The following is a 15751-nucleotide window of genomic DNA, read 5'->3' as shown; positions in this document are numbered from 1 at the left end:
CCCGCTCCAGGACAGGGCCCGCTGGAGGCGGATGCGCGAACCCGGAGCCCGCCGAGGCGGCCACCGCTGCGCGCCGGCGCGCCCGGGCGTATGATGCGCGGCCCGCGGCCGTGGCGGCCGCCGGAGGACCGCGCCGCATGAGGCTCACGCTCGGCTTCTCGCCCTGCCCGAACGACACGTTCATCTTCGACGCCCTGGTGAACGGAGGCGTGGACGCGCAGGGGCTCGACCTGGACGTCCGGCTCGAGGACGTGCAGACGCTGAACGAGTGGGCGCTCGCCGGGCGGCTCGACGTCAGCAAGATCAGCTACGGGGTGCTGCCGCTCGTCGCGCGCGAGTACGCGGTGCTCGCGTCGGGCGGCGCGCTCGGCCTCGGGGTCGGGCCGCTGCTGGTGGCGCGGCCGGGCCTGGGCGCGTTCGACCCGGCGCGGATGCGCGTCGCGATCCCGGGCCGGAACACCACCGCGCACCTGCTGTTCTCGCTCGCGTACCCGGGCGCCGCGCACAAGGCGTTCATGGTCTTCTCGGAGATCGAGCGGGCGGTGCTCTCCGGCGCCGTGGACGCGGGCGTGATCATCCACGAGGGCCGCTTCACGTACCAGTCGAAGGGGCTCGAGCGCCTGATGGACCTGGGCGAGCACTGGGAGTCCCGGACCCGCTCGCCCATCCCGCTGGGCGGCATCGTGGCGCGCCGGTCGCTCGGGCCGGAGGTGCTGGGCGAGCTGCAACGCCTGGTGCGCGCCAGCGCGGAGCACGCGCTGGCCCGGCGCCCGCTCGTCAGCGAGTACGTGCGGTGCCACGCGCAGGAGATGGACGAGGCGGTCATGCGCCAGCACATCGACCTGTACGTGAACGCCTTCTCGGTGGACCTGGGCGAGGCGGGCCGGCGCGCGGTGGGGACGCTGCTCGACGTGTACCGGCAGGTGAACCCGGACGCGCCGCCGCTGCCCGGCGACCTGTTCGTCTGAGCGTCCCGCTCCGGGCGGGCGGCGGGGCCGGTCCGCGGTAGCATGCGGGCATGGCGCGGCGGCGGGCGCGGGGCACCGGGAGCGCGGGGCGGCGGCGATCCGGCCGTGGACGCGGGACGGCGCGGCGCGGCGTCGTCGCGCGCGCTCGGGCCTGGCTCGGGACGCGGCGCTGGGCGGAGCTGCCGGTGGCGGCCTGGGCGCTCCTCGCCGTCGCGCTGCTCCTCGCGCTGAACCTGGCGGTCCAGGTGATCCGCAAGCCGACCGAGCTCCTCGGCGCGGTCGTTCCGACGTCGCCGAAGCCGCCGGCCGAGACCTGGGCCGAGTACGGCGGCCTCTTCGAGGCGCACGCCACCGACCTCGTCCGGCCGGAGCTGCTCGCCGCGCTGGTGCAGGTGGAGAGCGCGGGGGACCCGCTGGCGCGGACCTACTGGCGCTGGCGCTGGACCACCGATCCGCTGCGGGTGTGGGCGCCCGCCTCGAGCGCGGTGGGGATCCTGCAGATCACCGACGGCACCTACGCGCAGGCGCGCCGGCTCTGCATCCACGATCACCGCGTGGCGCGCGACGGGGCCTGGTGGGACCCGGACGCGTGCTGGTTCAACGCGCTCTACCTGCGCACCGTGCCGAGCCACGCGGTGGAGATGACCGCCGCGTGGCTGCACGTGTGCGCCGCCGACGCGATCGCGGCCTCGGGGGCCACCGGCGCGGGCTCCGCGGAGGCGCGCCGGCTCGCCGCGGTCATCCACCTGTGCGGGCGGGAGCGCGGCGCGGCCTTCGCGCGGCGCGGGTTCGCCGCGGCCCCGGGGGAGCGCTGCGGCGATCACGAGCTGGCCGCCTACCTCGCGCGCGTGGACGGGCTGGCGGCGGCGTTCGCGCGGATGGGTGCGCAGGCGGACGCGCGGCGGTGAGCCGGGGCGGGCGCGGGCGCGGCGCCCCGGCGCCGCGCCGTCAGGCGGGGATCTCGGCCCGCGGCCGGGCGTAGTACCACCACACCAGCGCGATGCAGCCCGCGTAGTAGGCCACGAACGCGAGCACGGCGCCGTGCGGCGCGCCGGTGAGCTCCACCGACATGCCGAACGTGCGCGGCACGAAGAACGCGCCGTAGGCGGCGATGGCGGAGACGAACCCGACCACCGCGCCGCCCTCGCGGAGCGCGTCCTTCTGGGCCTGCGCCAGCGCGGCCGGATCGGAGCCCGCCCGCCGCTGGTGGAAGGTGGAGAAGATCACCGGGATCATCCGGTACACCGAGCCGTTCCCGATGCCGGTGGCGGTGAACAGGACCACGAACGCCGCGAGGAAGCCGCCGAAGCTGCCGGCCCCGCCGCCGCGCGGGAGCGCCGCGAGCACGCCCATCGCCGCGAGCCCCATCACCAGGAACGTGACCAGCGTCACGCGGGCGCCGCCGAGCCGGTCCGCCAGCCACCCGCCCACCGGCCGCGCCAGGCCGCCCACCAGCGGCCCCACGAACGCGTAGCGGGTCGGGTCCACCGCCGGGAACGACGCCTGCGTGAGGAGCGCCAGGCCGGCGGAGTAGCCGATGAAGGAGCCGAAGGTGCCGAGGTAGAGCAGCGACACGAGCCAGTTGTGCTTGCGCCGGAAGATCACCGACTGCTCGCGGAAGGAGGCCTTCGCGGTGGCGAGGTCGTCCATGCCGAACCAGGCGAGGAGCGACGCCACCACGATGAGCGGCACCCACACGAACGCGGCGTTCTGCAGCCAGACCTGCTTGCCGCCGGGCAGCAGCTGCGGCCCGCCCGCGAGCGGCCCGAGCAGCGCCGCCGCCACCACCAGCGGGACCGCCAGCTGGACGCCGGAGACGCCCAGGTTGCCGAGGCCGGCGTTCAGGCCGAGCGCGGTGCCCTTCTCCGCGCGCGGGAAGAAGAAGCTGATGTTGGACATGCTCGAGGCGAAGTTCGCGCCCCCGAGGCCGGTGAGGAGCGCGAGCACCAGGAACGTCGCGTAGGAGGTGTCCGGGTCCTGCACGGCGACGCCGATGCCGATCGCCGGCAGGAGCAGCGAGGCGGTGGAGAGCGCGGTGAAGCGCCGGCCGCCGAAGACCGGCACCGCGAACGCGTAGAAGATGCGCAGCGTCGCGCCGGAGAGGCCGGGGAGGGCGGCCAGCCAGAAGAGCTGGTTGGTGGTGAAGCGGAAGCCGATGGCGGGCAGCTTCACCGCCACCACGCTCCACACCATCCAGACCGCGAACGCGAGGAACAGGGCGAAGATCGACAGCCAGAGGTTCCGGCGGGCCACCCGGCGGCCCGCGGCGCTCCAGAAGGCGCGGTCCTCCGGGTCCCACTGCGTGATGAGGTGCGCGCGCCGGCGGGGCGGCGCGGCGGGGGCGGGGAGGGGCGCCGGGGCGGGGACGGGGCTCATCGGTCACCTCGCGTCATGGGAGGCCGCGGGCGCGGCGGAGGGCGCGGGCGCGCGGCGCCACACCACCCGCTGCGGCGCGCGCCACAGGTACGCGAGCGGCAGGCTGGTGGCGTGGACGAGGCGCGACACCGGCACGAGCGCGAGCAGCACGAACGCGTTCACCACGTGCACCTTCACCAGCGGCGGCAGCACCGCCATCGCGTCCACCCGCGGCGAGAGCGTCGCGAGCGACGCGAGCCACGGCGCCGCGGTGTGCAGGTACCAGAGGCCACCCCAGCGGAGCGCGTAGGCGATCCACAGCCCGGTCGCGGCCTGCAGGAGCAGCAGCGCGAGCACCACCCAGTCCATCGGCGCGGTCAGCCGGGCCAGCGCCGCGCGCCGGACGAGCAGGAGCGCGATCCCGAACACCGCCAGCATCGCCAGCGCCATCCCGGTGATCTCCAGCGCGTAGAGCCGGGCCGGCGCGCCGAGCAGCCGGCCCCAGGCGCCCGGCGCGACCGCCGCGATCAGGTGGGCGGCCAGGATGGCGAGGATGCCGTGGTGCCACGCGATCGAGCCCCAGCGCAGCGCGCGCCCCTCGATGAGCTGCGACGAGCGGGCGCTCACCGAGCCGCCCAGCGCCCGCCGCCGGTAGATCGCGCCGCCGACCGCGAAGACGGTCGCGAGGTAGGGGAAGACCGCGAACAGGAACGTGTCGCTCATGGCCTCGCCTCCGCGCCGCGGGGCCGGGCGGCGGCCGGCGCGGCGAACACCGCGCGCACCGCCACCAGCAGCTCGCGGTAGGGGTTCGCACGATCCGCGAACGCGTGGATCATCTTGTCGAGGGCCGGCGCGAGGCCGTCCTGGACCAGGTCGTCGCGCACCGGGCCCGGCCGCGCCACCGCGAGGAACCCGAGCACCTCGGCCACGTGGTCGGCCAGCTCCTCGCGCGGCCGGTAGCCCTCGGCGGCGTAGACCTCCGCGAGCTTCGCGAGCAGCGGGCCGCGCACCGGGCTGTCCTCGGCGAGCAGCTGCGCGCCCAGGTACGGCGCGCAGGCCGGGCGCAGGTCGAACGCGGCGGTGTACAGCTCCTCCAGCCCCTCGCGGCCGGCCTCGCGGGCGGCGTCCTCGAAGCGGCCCAGCGCCGCGGCGGCGGGGCCGGGCCCGGCGAGGCCCCGCGCCTCGTGCGCCAGCGCGGCGGCGTCGCCGGTCGGGTAGGAGAGCAGCGCGGAGAGGGTGCGGCAGAGCTCGGCGTGCGTGCGTTCCATGGGCTCACCTCCCCAGCGGGCGCAGGAAGCCGAGCCCGCTCGCCGAGCGCGACTGCGGCTCCACGGTCGGCTCGGTCTCCGCCTCGCGCGCCATGGGCGGGATGACGATCCGCTCCTCCATGGGCGCGAGCGTGGTCATGCGGTGGATCTCGTCCGCCTGCTCGGCGCGGAGCCCGGCCGCCTCCAGCGCGGCCGCGGCCTGCGCCGGGCTCACGTCGCCCACCTGGCCGGCGCGGCGGTGCACGCGCACCGAGATGAGCCGGCGGTAGGCGGCCTCCACCACCGCCTCGTTCCCGCCGCCGAACAGGCCGGCCAGGTAGCGGAGCGGGAGGCGCGCCGACTCGAGCGAGGTGAAGAACCGGCCGTCCGGATCGGACGCCGAGCGCGCGAGCGCCGGGAGGAGCGGCGGCACGTAGAACAGCATGGGCAGCGTGCGGTACTCCGGGTGGAGCGGCAGCGCGATCTCCCACTCCTTCACGAACCGGTACACCGGCGAGCGCCGCGCCGACTCGACCATCGCGTCCGGCACGCCGCTGGCCCGCGCCGCCGCGATCACCGCCGGGTCCGAGGGGTCGAGGATGAGCGAGCGCTGCGCGGCCACCAGGTCCTGGTCCGGCCGCGAGGCGGCCTGCGCGATCCGGTCGGCGTCGTAGAGCAGCACGCCCAGGTAGCGGATCCGGCCGACGCAGGTGTGGAAGCAGGCCGGCGCCTCGCCCGCCTCGAGCCGCGGGTAGCACAGGATGCACTTCTCGGACTTGCCCGTCTCCCAGTTGAAGTAGACCTTCTTGTACGGGCAGGCCGAGACGCACATGCGCCAGCCCTTGCAGACGTCCTGCGAGATCAGCACCACGCCGTCCTCGCCGCGCTTGTAGATCGCGCCGGAGGGACAGGCCGCCACGCAGGCCGCGTTCAGGCAGTGGTTGCAGATGCGCGGCAGGTAGAAGAACACCATCCGCTCGAGGTCGAACAGCTGCGACCGCTCCGCCTCGGTGAGCGCGGCCAGGCCCGGATCGTTCGCGGCGTAGGTGCCGGAGCCGCCCAGGTCGTCGTCCCAGGCCGGCCCGGAGGCGATGTCGATGGGCTTGCCGTCCACCAGCGAGACCGGCCGCGCGGTGGGCTGCACGTCGCCGGCCGGCGCGGTGAACAGGTCGTCGTACTTGTACGTCCAGGGCTCGTAGTAGTCCTGGAGCACCGGCAGGTTGGGGTTGTGGAACAACCGGCCCAGCGTGGCGCCGGGGCTCGCCTGGCGGAGCGCGAGCTCACCGCCCTCGAGCTTCCAGCCGCCCTGGTGGCGCTCCTGGTCCTCCCAGAGCACCGGGTACCCGGTGCCGGGCCGGGTCTCCACGTTGTTCCACCACGCGTACTCGACGCCCTTCCGGTCGGTCCACTGGTTCTTGCAGGCGACGCTGCAGGTGTGGCACCCGATGCACTTGTCGAGGTGGAACACCGACGAGATCTGCGCGCGGACGTTCATGGGGGTCCTCGGCCGGGCCGCCGTCACCACTGCGGCTCGCCCTCGAGCTTGGTGACGCGGACGTAGGTGTCGCGGTTGTTGCCGGTGGGCCCCCAGTAGTTGAGGGCGAAGGTGAACTGGCCGTAGCCGCCCATCATCAGCGTGGGCTTCAGGCGGACGCGGGTGAGGCTGTTGTGGCTCCCGCCGCGCAGGCCGCCGCGCGAGGGCGAGCGGGGCACGCCGATGGTGCGCTCCGGCGCGTGGTACAGGTAGCAGACGCCGCGCGGCATGCGCGCGCTCACCACCGCGCGCGTGACCACCGCGCCGTTGTCGTTCACCACCTCCACCCAGTCGTTGTCGGCGAGCCCGATCTCGGCGGCGTCCTCGTCGTTCACCCACAGCGGGTGGATGCCGCGGGAGAGCGTGAGCATCCGCAGGTTGTCGCCGTAGGTGGAGTGGATGCCCCACTTGCCGTGCGGGGTGAGGAAGTTGAGCGTGAGCGCCGGCTCGCCGCCGGCCGCGGCGGTGAGGTCGCGCACCGCGTCGCGCTCCGGCTTCGGCTTGTAGGTGGGCAGCGCCTCGCCGAACGCGATGAAGCCGGGGTGGTCGAGGTAGAAGTGCTGCCGCCCGGTGAGCGTCCGCCAGGGCACCAGCCGCTCCACGTTCAGGCAGTAGGCCGAGTAGGTCCGCCCGCCCCCGGTGATCCCGGTCCAGCACGGGCTGTCGAGCAGCCGCCGCGGCTGCCGCGCCAGCTCCTCGAACGTGATGCGCACGCCGCGGGTCTTCTCCGCGAGGTCGGCGAGCGGCAGCCCGACCTTCTTCTCCTCCGCGTGGTAGGCGCGCCAGGCCGACTCGCCGTTGGTCTCGGGGGCGAGGTGCAGGATGGCGTTGGCCGCGTCGCGCGCCTCGGCGATGGACGGGTAGCGCGCGCCGCCCCACTCCACCGTGGGCCGGGTGCGCACCAGCTCGTCGTACAGGTCGTCCACCGGCCAGCTGATCCCGTGCGCCGAGAGGCCGGCAGTGCGGATGGTCGGGCCGAGCGAGACGAAGCGGTCGTGGAGGTGCACGTAGTCGCGCTCCACCACCGCCAGGCCGGGCATGGTCTTGCCCGGCACCGGCTCGCACTCGCCGCGGCTCCAGTCGAGCACCTCGCGCTGCGCCAGCTCCGCCGGCGTGTCGTGCATGAGCGGCGTCGCCACCAGGTCGCGCACCTTCTCCGGCAGGTGCGTGCGGGCGAGCGCGCTCACCCGCTCCGCGAGCGCCTTGAAGATGTCCCAGTCGCTCCTCGACTCCCAGCACGGCGGCACCGCCGCCTGCAGGGGGTGGATGAACGAGTGCATGTCGGTGGTGTTGAGGTCGTCCTTCTCGTACCAGCTCGCCGCCGGGAGGATGACGTCGGAGTAGAGCGCGGTCGTGTCCATCCGGAAGTTGAGGTCCACCACCAGGTCGAGCTTCCCCTCCGGCGCCTGGTCGCGGAACGTCGCCTCGGAGACCGCGCCCTTCGCCGCCTCCGGCGCCACCGTGCCGTGTCGCGTGCCCAGGTAGTGGCGCAGGAAGTACTCGTGCCCCTTCGCGCTCGACATGAGCGCGTTGCCGCGCCAGATGAACCACAGCCGCGGCCAGCTCGCCGGCGCGTCCGGGTCCTCCACCGCGAAGCGGAGCTTCCGGTCGCGCAGCGCGCGCACGGCGTGGTCCACCACCTCGGCGTCGCTGCGCGCCCCGGCCGCCTCGGCCTCGCGCACCACCTGCGCCGGGCTCCGGTCGAACTGCGGGAAGAACGGCAGCCAGCCGCGCCGCACCGCGCGGACCTGGTGGTCGAGCGTGTGACCCTGGGTGAGGGGATGGCCGTTCCGCGCCGGGTCGAGCTGGCCGAGGTCGGCGGCGCCCTCGTAGCGCCACTGGTCGGAGTGGACGTAGTGGAAGCTGGGGGCGTTCTGGAGCCGCGGCGGGCGCGACCAGTCCAGGCCGAACGCGAGCGCCTGCCAGGGCGCCACCGGCGCGAGCTTCTCCTGGCCGACGTAGTGGTTCAGGCCGCCGCCGTTCCGGCCCACGCAGCCGCACAGGACGAGGCCGGTGATGGCGGCGCGGTAGGCGAGGTCGGCGTGGAACCACTGGTTCACGCCGGCGCCGATGATGATGGAGCACTTGCCCTTGGTGCGCTCCGCGGTGCCGGCCCACTCGCGCGCGAAGCGGATCACGTCCCGCCGGTCGAGGCCGGTGTGGCGCTCCTGCCAGGCGGGCGTGTAGGCCGCGTCCGCGTCGTCGTAGCTCGCCGGGTAGTCGCCCGGCAGGCCGCGCGACACGCCGTGGCGCGCGAAGAGCAGGTCGTGGACGGTGGTGACGGTCACCGTGCGGCGCGCCGTGGGGATGCGCCGCACCGGCACGCCGCGCAGGGAGACCCGGCCGGTGGCGTGATCCACGAACGAGACCTGCACCACGTCGTCGTGCGCGTCGAGGAGGCCCAGCCGCGGCGAGAGCGCCGCGCCGTCCACGCCGTCCTTCATCTCCAGGTTCCACTGGCCCTTCTTCTGCTGCCAGCGGAAGCCGAGCGTGCCCTGCGGCATGCGCGGCGCGTCCGCGGTCTCGTCCCACACCAGGAACTTGAAGTCCCCGTGCTCCTCGCCGGCGTAGCGCTCCAGGCGGCTCGCCGGGAGCATGCGGCCCGGGGTCACCTGACCGTCCTGCTCCTCCAGCTCGACGAGGAACGGCGCGTCGCTGTAGCGGCGCAGGTAGTCGGCGAAGAACGGGACCTGCCGGTCGGCGTGGAACTCCTTCAGGAGGACGTGGTTCACCGCCAGCCAGAACGCGCCGTCCTGGCCGGCGTGCACCGGCAGCCACTCGTCCGCGTACTTCGACGTCATGCTGTAGTCGGGCGAGAGCACCACCACCTTGGCGCCGTCGTGGCGCGCCTCGGCCAGGAAGTGCACGTCCGGCGTGCGGGTCATCCCGACGTTCGAGCCCATCGAGACGATGTACTTGGAGTGATACCAGTCGGCGCTCTCGGCCACGTCCGTCTGCTCGCCCCACACCTCGGGCGACGCGTTGGGCAGGTCGCAGTACCAGTCGTAGAACGACAGGTTCACCGCGCCGAGGAGCTGCAGGAAGCGCGAGCCGCCGGCGAAGGACAGCATCGACATGGCCGGGATGGGCGAGAAGCCGACGATGCGATCGGCGCCGTGGCGCTTCAGCGTGTGGATGGTGGAGGCCGCCACCAGCTCGAGCGCCTCGTCCCAGCTCGCGCGCCGCAGGCCGCCCTGGCCGCGCGCCTGCTGGTAGCGGGCGCGCGAGGCCGGGTCGTCCACGATCGACGCCCAGGCGTCCACCGGGTCCGCGTGCGCCTTGCGGGCGGCGCGCCACAGGTCCATCAGCGCCCCGCGCAGGTAGGGGTGCTTCACGCGCAGCGGGCTGTAGAGGTACCAGGAGGCGGAGATCCCGCGCTGGCAGCCGCGCGGCTCGTACCCCGGCACGTCGCAGGAGAAGCGCGGGTAGTCGAGCGCCTGCGTCTCGAGCGCCACGATCCCGTTCTTCACGTGGATGTTCCAGGAGCAGCCGCCGGTGCAGTTCACGCCGTGCGTGCTGCGCACGACCTTGTCCACCTGGTGGCGGCTCCGGTACAGGTCCTCCCAGGTGCGCTGCGACGGGGCGATGACGTCCTCGATCCAGCTCATCGGACACCTCCCTGCGCGCGCGTGGCCTTCGCCGGCGCGGCCGGTGCGGGGGAACCGGCGGAGGTTGCGGGCCGGGTGGGTTGTGAGGGGTGCGACCGCCGGGGCGGCGGCGCGAGGCGGGCGCGGGCGACGAGCTCGGCGCGCGCGGAGCCCGGGATGCGGCGCGCGCCCAGGCCGATGAAGGCGAGGCAGGCGAGCGCGATGAGCGCGGCGATGCCCGCGGCGCGGCCGGCGCCCGGCTCCACCTTCCCCGCCCCGCCGAGCAGGAACGCCGAGAGGTGGGCGCGCTCGTCCGGGTCGATCGGGTGGCCCGCGTAGACCGGGACCATCGACGGGAAGGGCGGGTCGGAGAGCAGCCCGTCCAGCGCGGCGGCGTCGAGCCCGTCGAAGCTGGCGCGCAGGCCCGGGCCGAACGACGCGGCGAACGCGGAGCCCTCGCCGCCGATCGCGTGGCAGGCGCCGCAGGGCGCGCCGCCGTTCCGGAGCGCGCGCGAGCCGATGAAGAGGTCGCGGCCGATGGCAGGGTCGCCCGGGGGGGCGGCGGGTTCCTGCGCGGCGGTGTCCTGGGCGGCTGCGGCGGGCTCCGCCGGCGCGGGGACGGGCGCGTCCGCGGCGGGCTGCTGCGCCGCGAGCCACGGGGTCGGCGCGGTGAGCAGCAGCGCGAGCGCCCCGGCGCGGAGCAGGTGCTCGGAGGCCATGAGGCAGTCCTTTCGACGACTCTGGGCAGCGGGTGCGCGGCAGCGGTCGGTGACGCCCTCGGCCTCACCGTAAGCGGACGTTCGGGACGTCTTCGCGCCGTGTGCCAACGCGCCCGGCGCGCCCCGCTGCGCGCGGCGTCCGGCGCGAAATCCGCCGTGACGCTGCTCGCTTCTGCTAGGGAAGCGCTTCGGGGCTCATCGCCGCCACGGCCCGTATGGAGCGCTTCGCGACACCCGCCGGCCGTTTGAACACCGAATGATGGGTCGCAATTCACCGAACAATGGGTGGCCCAATCGGGGATGGGGCGTTAAGTCCGCGAAATTGGACTGGTCCGGTCGATGGCAGGGGGCTCGCACTGCGGGAAGGTTGCCACCGCTCCCAACGACTCTCGGTCGTCTCGACCCGACCCAGAGTCATTTGGCGGCCGCCATGCAGCCCCTTCCGGACGGGTGCCCGAGCGCCCGCCCGCCCGCAGAGGAGCCGAATGACCGACACGGCCATCTACCAGCAGATCGTCGACGGCAGCCCGGACGCGTTCGTCCTCGGGGATCGCGAGGGGCGCATCCGGATCTGGAACGCGGGCGCGGAGGCGATCTTCGGCTTCACCGCCGCCGAGGCGCTGGGCCAGTCGATGGACATCATCATCCCGGAGCGGCTCCGCGGCCGGCACTGGGACGGCTACACGAAGACCATGCAGACCGGCAAGAGCCGTTACGGCGCGGGCGACGTGCTCGCGGTGCCGGCGATCACGAAGGACGGCCGGAACATCTCGATCGAGTTCACGATCCAGATGCTGCGGACCGCGGGCGGCGAGCTGCTCGGACCGCTCGCGATCATCCGTGACGTGACGAAGCGCTTTCAGCGCGAGCGGGAGCTCGCGCGGCGCGTGAAGGAGCTGGAGGCCAAGGCGGGGACGTGACCATGCTGAACGTGATCGGAAAGCGGGCGGCGCCCGCGGACGCGGTGGACCTCCTGCTCGAGTGCCACGACCGCATCCGGCAGTTCCTGGCGCTCGGGCGCCGGGTGGCCGAGGCGCGGCCGGATCAGCTCGCCGAGGTGCCGGAGGCGGCGACCCGGGTGCGCCGCTACTTCACGCAGGCGCTGCCGCTGCACGCGCAGGACGAGGAGGAGTCCATCCTGCCGCGGCTGCGCGGGCGCGAGGCCGCCGTGGACGCCGCGCTCGCGTCGATGGCCCACGAGCACGCCGAGCACGAGGAGCCCCTGGGCCGGCTGGTCGCCGCCTGCGAGACGGTCGCCCGCGATCCGTCGCGTCACGCGGCGCTCGCCGGCGGGATGGGCGCCGCGGTCGGCGAGCTGGAGCGTCACTTCGAGATCCACCTGCGGCGCGAGGAGGAGATCATCTTCCCCGCCATGCGGCGGCTGCTGGCGGGCGCGATCGACGCCGAGATCGTCCGCGAGATCCGCGCGCGCCGCGGGGTCGCCGAGGCCTCCGGGCAGACGACGCCCTGACCTCAGGGCGTGGCGCCGGGGCGGAACCGGATGTCGCTCGCCTGGGCGGGGTGACGGCCGATCTTGCCGGCGTAGGCGGCCCGGATCGCCTCGAGATCCGTCGCCTCGTCGCCGGTCAGGTCGAGGTACCGGGACAGGGCGATGGTCCGGCTGCGATAGTCGATGGACGCGAGGCCCACCGGAACGCGCGCGGCGAGGGCCAGCCGGTAGAAGCCGGACTTCCAGTGATCCGTGCGCGCGCGCGTGCCCTCCGGCGCGAGCGCCAGCCACATCCACGGCGCCTCGGCCAGCTCGCGGCCGAGCTGCGCGAGGAAGCCGGAGGGCGCGCTCCGGTCCACGGGGATGCCGCCCATCCGCCGGAGCAGGGCGCCGAACGGCGGACGGAACAGGGAGTGCTTTCCCACCCACCGCACCGGCAGCGCCGTAGCGAGCTTCGCGAGGTAACCGAGCACGAAGTCCCAGTTGGACGTGTGCGGGTAGACGACGATCACGCAGCGCGGGGTGGACGGCCAGGGCAGGTCCACGCGCCAGCCGGCGGCGCGGAGGATGCTCCGGGCGCAGCGCTGGACGAGCGACGGGTGGACGGGCGGGCGCGGAGCCGGGGAGGGGGAGCCGGGCATTCGCCCGGATGCTACACCGCCGGCGGCCGGGCCGAGCGGCTATGGCGCGCCCGCGGGCGGCGCCACGGACTTCACCGGCCCGCCGCCGCGCTCTCCGCCGGCGCCCGGCATGCGGGTGGAGCCCTGGAAGACGACGCCCTTCTCGATGGAGAGCGACGGCGTCTCGATGTCGCCGCGGACGCGCGCCGTGTGGTGCAGCTCGACGGAGGTCTTCGCCTTGATGTCGCCGTTCACCTCGCCGTGGACGATGACCGTGCCGCAGGTGATCTGCGCGTCGATGCGGGCTTGCTCGCCGACGACCAGGACGTCCTCGGTGGTGATCGAGCCCGTGAACTTCGCGTCGATGCGGACGGTCCCGGCGAAGGTGAGCTTGCCGTCGAACTCGACGCCCTTGCCCAGCAGCAGGTCTCCGGCCGGCGCCTGCATGGGGTCGTCGCGCTTCGGGATCATGGCCATGGGTGGTGCTCTCCTCACGCGGTCGGTCGGCCGGGTCCACCCGGCCGCGCTGTGAGTTAGGCACCCGCCGCCGGCGCGGCCAGCGTCGAACCCCGAAGCAGGCGAGGCCCCGCCCGCGCCTGGCGCCACCGCGGGAGTGCGCCGCCGCCCCGTTCGGCTAAACTGTCCCGCACCACCCGACCCCAACACCACCCGACCCAGAGTCGTTTCGCCCGCCGCGGCCTGCGCCGGCGGGCTACCTCCCGGGTGGACCGCCTCCTGAGGGATCTTGAGCTCCTGGAGCTGCCGCTACGAGCTGAAGGGCATCTGCAAGAAGGTCGCGGGCGCGTACTGCCGTCCGGGGATGAAGGGCTGCATCCTCGTCGGCAAGGTGAAGTTCCAGGACGGCCAGGTGCCGGCCCCCGTCTGGCCGCCCGGAGCAGGCCCTGGAAGGACCTCGGCCGAAGCAGCGGCGACGGACCCCGAGGCCGCGAGCGCGCCCGAGGACCCGGAGCCCTGAATCCGGTGCGCGCGATGCGCGCGTCTCAAGGCGCGGTGCGCGGGGACGCTTCGTTCGGCGGCGGCGCCACGGTTCCGGTGGCGGGCGACACGCCGGCCCGCACCGGCGGCGGCACCTGCCCGCCTTCCTTCTCGCGGGTCAGGCCTCGGACCGAGACCGGCACGCACCGCATCCCGCCGCCCGGCGCCTCCTGGCACACCTGCTCCGCCGCAGCGGCCTCGCACATGCCGTTGACCGGGTTGCACACCGTGCCGCCGGTGCAGGTCGCATAGCAGCCACCGCTGGCGCGCTGGCCTGCAGCCACCCCGAGCGCGAGGCTCGTGTTCACGGCTGCGGCCCCGAGCGTGTAGGGCGCGGACGAGGAGCAGGCCGCGAGGCCCGCGGTGGCGGCGGCGAGGGCGGCCAGGCCGATGCCGGTGAGGTGGGAGGCGAGGCGCATGCGAGAAGCGTAGCGCGTCGGGGCGACCGGGTGGGATTCGCGTATCATCCGCGACCCGTGCTCCCCGAGGTCCTCCGACACCTGCGCTGCCCGATCTGCAAGGCGCCGCTCGCCGCGGCTCCCGGCGCCCTGCGCTGTCCGGCGGGGCACGCGTTCGATCTCGCACGCCAGGGGTACGTGAACCTGCTCCGCGGCCGCTCGCCGGGAACCGGCGACGACGCTGCGATGATAGCCGCCAGGGAGACGTTCCTCGGCGCGGGGCTCTTCGCGCCGCTCGGGGCCGCGCTCGCTCGGGCGGCCGAGGAGCACGCCGGGCGCGACGGCCTCGTGCTGGAGGTCGGCGCCGGCACGGGACATCACCTCCGCTCCGTGCTCGAGGCGCTTCCGGATCGGTTCGGCCTCGCGCTGGATCTCTCCCGTTACGCGGCGCGGCGGGCTGCGCGGGCACATCCGCGCCTCGCCGCCGTCATCGCTGACGCATGGGAGCCGCTGCCCGTCGCGGACGCGTGCGCCGCGCTGGTCCTCGACGTCTTCGCGCCGCGGAACGCCGCCGAGTTCCGGCGCGTGCTGGCGCCCGATGGCGCGCTGCTGCTCGTCACGCCCGCGCCTGCGCACCTCGCCGAGCTGCGCGGGCCGCTCGGGCTGATCGAGGTCGATCCCAACAAGGCACGACGGGTCTCGGAGGCGCTGGAGGGTCGATTCGCGCTCGCCTCGTCGGAGCCGCTCGCCTGGACGCTCTCGCTCGCGCGTGCGGACGTGATCGCCGTCGCGCGGATGGGCCCGTCCGCCCACCACACCGCCGCCGAGGTCCTCGCCGCGCGCGTCGCCGCGCTCGACGAGCCCGTTCGAGTGACGGCAGCCGTCCAGGTGCAGGTGTACCGGCCCACGGCGAGCGCGGCGTGACCGCGGCGGACGCCGGGAGGTCGCATCGGCGCGCTACGAAGGGGCCTCGCACCGTACGCCGTGCGTCACGCGGAGCAGGTACGTGCCGGCCGGGAACAGCGCATCGCGCACCCCGGCGCTGAAGCGCGCTCGCGCGTCGCGATAGGCGCTCTGGAACGATCGCAGGCGGGCGAGCGCCTCCATCCGGCGCCAGCGGTCGCGCGCGGCGACCCGCGGGCTCAGGTTGCGGCGCGGCTCGTGCGTCCTGGGGGAGGCCGTCGGGTCCTGCGCGAGCACGCGCCGGATCCCGAGAAATCCCCGTCCGCTGGACGACACCGCCGCGCGCGCGTCCTCCTCGCGCGCCGCGAGCTCCACCTCGACCTGGGTACGGTACTCGTCCGCCGTGAAGCCTGGCGGCGGCGTGAGCGTGAGCTGGGCGTACTCGGGCATGGGGCCCTCGGCGCGAAAGAACGCGGGCCGCTCGAAGGCCATCGTCGCCCCGACGTGCTCGGGGGCCAACCACAGGCCCGGCCACTCGCGTCCCGAACGCACCAGCCCGGCCTTCACCGGATTTGCGAGCGCGTACACCGTCTCCCGCACGACGCTCTCGTCGGTCTCGAGCTGGACGGCGCTGTAGCTGGACGGGGCCCAGAACGACTCCCAGCGCCCGTGGGACGCGTTCAGCGCGCGAGCGACGAGCGACCAGAGGTACTGCGAGAACTCGGGGAGGCGCGCTTCGGGGTCGGTGAGCACGAGGTGCACGTGGCTCGACATGACGACGCACGTGTGGATGAGGACGCCGGTTCGTGCCGCGGCGACCGCGAGCACGTAGCCGAACAGGGCGTTCGTTTCGGGCGAAGGGCGGAGGAGGAACTGGCGCTGAGTGCAGCGGCGCGTCACGAAGTACGTCTTTCCAGGGCAGATCTGGCGGGGCGCGGTCATGGGGCGTCGCCCCAGGCACCGGGCGTGCCGCG

16 protein-coding genes are annotated in these 15751 nt (G+C 74.5%); 6 read left to right on the top strand and 10 right to left on the bottom strand.

The window, feature by feature from the left end:
* Positions 1–137: 137 nt before the first annotated feature.
* Positions 138–968, top strand: coding sequence for a 1,4-dihydroxy-6-naphthoate synthase (locus tag ADEH_RS11275; RefSeq protein WP_011421228.1), 831 nt, complete (start codon positions 138–140; stop codon positions 966–968).
* Positions 969–1018: 50 nt separating this feature from the next.
* Positions 1019–1876 (top strand): transglycosylase SLT domain-containing protein, encoded by an 858-nt coding sequence (locus tag ADEH_RS11270; protein WP_011421227.1) that lies wholly within the window; start codon positions 1019–1021, stop codon positions 1874–1876.
* A gap of 40 nt (positions 1877–1916) precedes the next feature.
* Here ADEH_RS11270 and ADEH_RS11265 read toward each other — a convergent pair whose 3' ends face one another.
* From ADEH_RS11265 to ADEH_RS11240, 6 genes are read right to left on the bottom strand one after another with little or no spacing between them, the layout of a single operon-like run.
* Complete coding sequence (locus ADEH_RS11265; RefSeq protein WP_011421226.1) at positions 1917–3344, bottom strand: NarK family nitrate/nitrite MFS transporter; 1428 nt, start codon at positions 3342–3344, stop codon at positions 1917–1919.
* Between the two features lie 3 nt (positions 3345–3347).
* The gene (locus ADEH_RS11260) at positions 3348–4046 is read right to left on the bottom strand and encodes a respiratory nitrate reductase subunit gamma (RefSeq protein WP_011421225.1); all 699 of its coding nucleotides are present in this window, start codon (positions 4044–4046) and stop codon (positions 3348–3350) included.
* Positions 4043–4591 carry a nitrate reductase molybdenum cofactor assembly chaperone gene (locus ADEH_RS11255; protein WP_011421224.1) on the bottom strand — a complete coding sequence of 183 codons (549 nt, stop codon included), beginning with the start codon at positions 4589–4591 and terminating at the stop codon, positions 4043–4045. The genes ADEH_RS11260 and ADEH_RS11255 overlap by 4 nt, the downstream gene beginning before the upstream one ends.
* Positions 4592–4595: 4 nt before the next feature.
* Complete coding sequence (narH, locus tag ADEH_RS11250) at positions 4596–6065, bottom strand: nitrate reductase subunit beta (protein WP_011421223.1); 1470 nt, start codon at positions 6063–6065, stop codon at positions 4596–4598.
* A gap of 23 nt (positions 6066–6088) precedes the next feature.
* Positions 6089–9712, bottom strand: coding sequence for a nitrate reductase subunit alpha (locus ADEH_RS11245; RefSeq protein ID WP_011421222.1), 3624 nt, complete (start codon positions 9710–9712; stop codon positions 6089–6091).
* Positions 9709–10410 carry a hypothetical protein gene (locus ADEH_RS11240; protein ID WP_041453498.1) on the bottom strand — a complete coding sequence of 234 codons (702 nt, stop codon included), beginning with the start codon at positions 10408–10410 and terminating at the stop codon, positions 9709–9711. Before ADEH_RS11240 ends, ADEH_RS11245 begins: the two co-directional genes overlap by 4 nt.
* A 485-nt stretch (positions 10411–10895) precedes the next feature.
* On the opposite strand from ADEH_RS11240, the gene ADEH_RS11235 reads away from it, so the two are divergent.
* A complete protein-coding gene (locus ADEH_RS11235; protein WP_011421220.1) occupies positions 10896–11330 on the top strand; it encodes a PAS domain S-box protein in 435 nt (144 codons plus the stop codon).
* A 2-nt stretch (positions 11331–11332) separates the two neighbouring features.
* Positions 11333–11881 (top strand): hemerythrin domain-containing protein, encoded by a 549-nt coding sequence (locus tag ADEH_RS11230; protein WP_011421219.1) that lies wholly within the window; start codon positions 11333–11335, stop codon positions 11879–11881.
* A gap of 2 nt (positions 11882–11883) precedes the next feature.
* On the opposite strand, the gene ADEH_RS11225 is transcribed toward ADEH_RS11230, so the two are convergent.
* Together ADEH_RS11225 and ADEH_RS11220 are read right to left on the bottom strand one after the other, a co-directional pair.
* Complete coding sequence (locus ADEH_RS11225; RefSeq protein WP_011421218.1) at positions 11884–12501, bottom strand: 1-acyl-sn-glycerol-3-phosphate acyltransferase; 618 nt, start codon at positions 12499–12501, stop codon at positions 11884–11886.
* A gap of 39 nt (positions 12502–12540) precedes the next feature.
* Positions 12541–12957: a bactofilin family protein gene (locus ADEH_RS11220; RefSeq protein ID WP_011421217.1), complete on the bottom strand. Its 417-nt coding sequence runs from the start codon at positions 12955–12957 to the stop codon at positions 12541–12543.
* 268 nt (positions 12958–13225) lie between these two features.
* Between ADEH_RS11220 and ADEH_RS11215 the strand changes: the two genes are divergently transcribed.
* Entirely contained in the window at positions 13226–13456 is a 231-nt protein-coding gene (locus tag ADEH_RS11215) for a hypothetical protein (RefSeq protein WP_011421216.1), read from the top strand.
* Between the two features lie 25 nt (positions 13457–13481).
* Here ADEH_RS11215 and ADEH_RS11210 read toward each other — a convergent pair whose 3' ends face one another.
* Positions 13482–13895 carry a hypothetical protein gene (locus ADEH_RS11210; RefSeq protein ID WP_011421215.1) on the bottom strand — a complete coding sequence of 138 codons (414 nt, stop codon included), beginning with the start codon at positions 13893–13895 and terminating at the stop codon, positions 13482–13484.
* Positions 13896–13952: 57 nt separating this feature from the next.
* Between ADEH_RS11210 and ADEH_RS11205 the strand changes: the two genes are divergently transcribed.
* Positions 13953–14798: a putative RNA methyltransferase gene (locus tag ADEH_RS11205; protein ID WP_011421214.1), complete on the top strand. Its 846-nt coding sequence runs from the start codon at positions 13953–13955 to the stop codon at positions 14796–14798.
* Positions 14799–14831: 33 nt separating this feature from the next.
* Here ADEH_RS11205 and ADEH_RS11200 read toward each other — a convergent pair whose 3' ends face one another.
* A complete protein-coding gene (locus tag ADEH_RS11200; protein WP_011421213.1) occupies positions 14832–15719 on the bottom strand; it encodes a hypothetical protein in 888 nt (295 codons plus the stop codon).
* Positions 15720–15751: the final 32 nt, after the last annotated feature.

Origin of the sequence: Anaeromyxobacter dehalogenans 2CP-C, assembly GCF_000013385.1 — a bacterium.
In the GTDB taxonomy this organism is placed as follows: domain Bacteria; phylum Myxococcota; class Myxococcia; order Myxococcales; family Anaeromyxobacteraceae; genus Anaeromyxobacter; species Anaeromyxobacter dehalogenans_B.
This window is presented reverse-complemented; position numbering and strand designations above follow the sequence as displayed.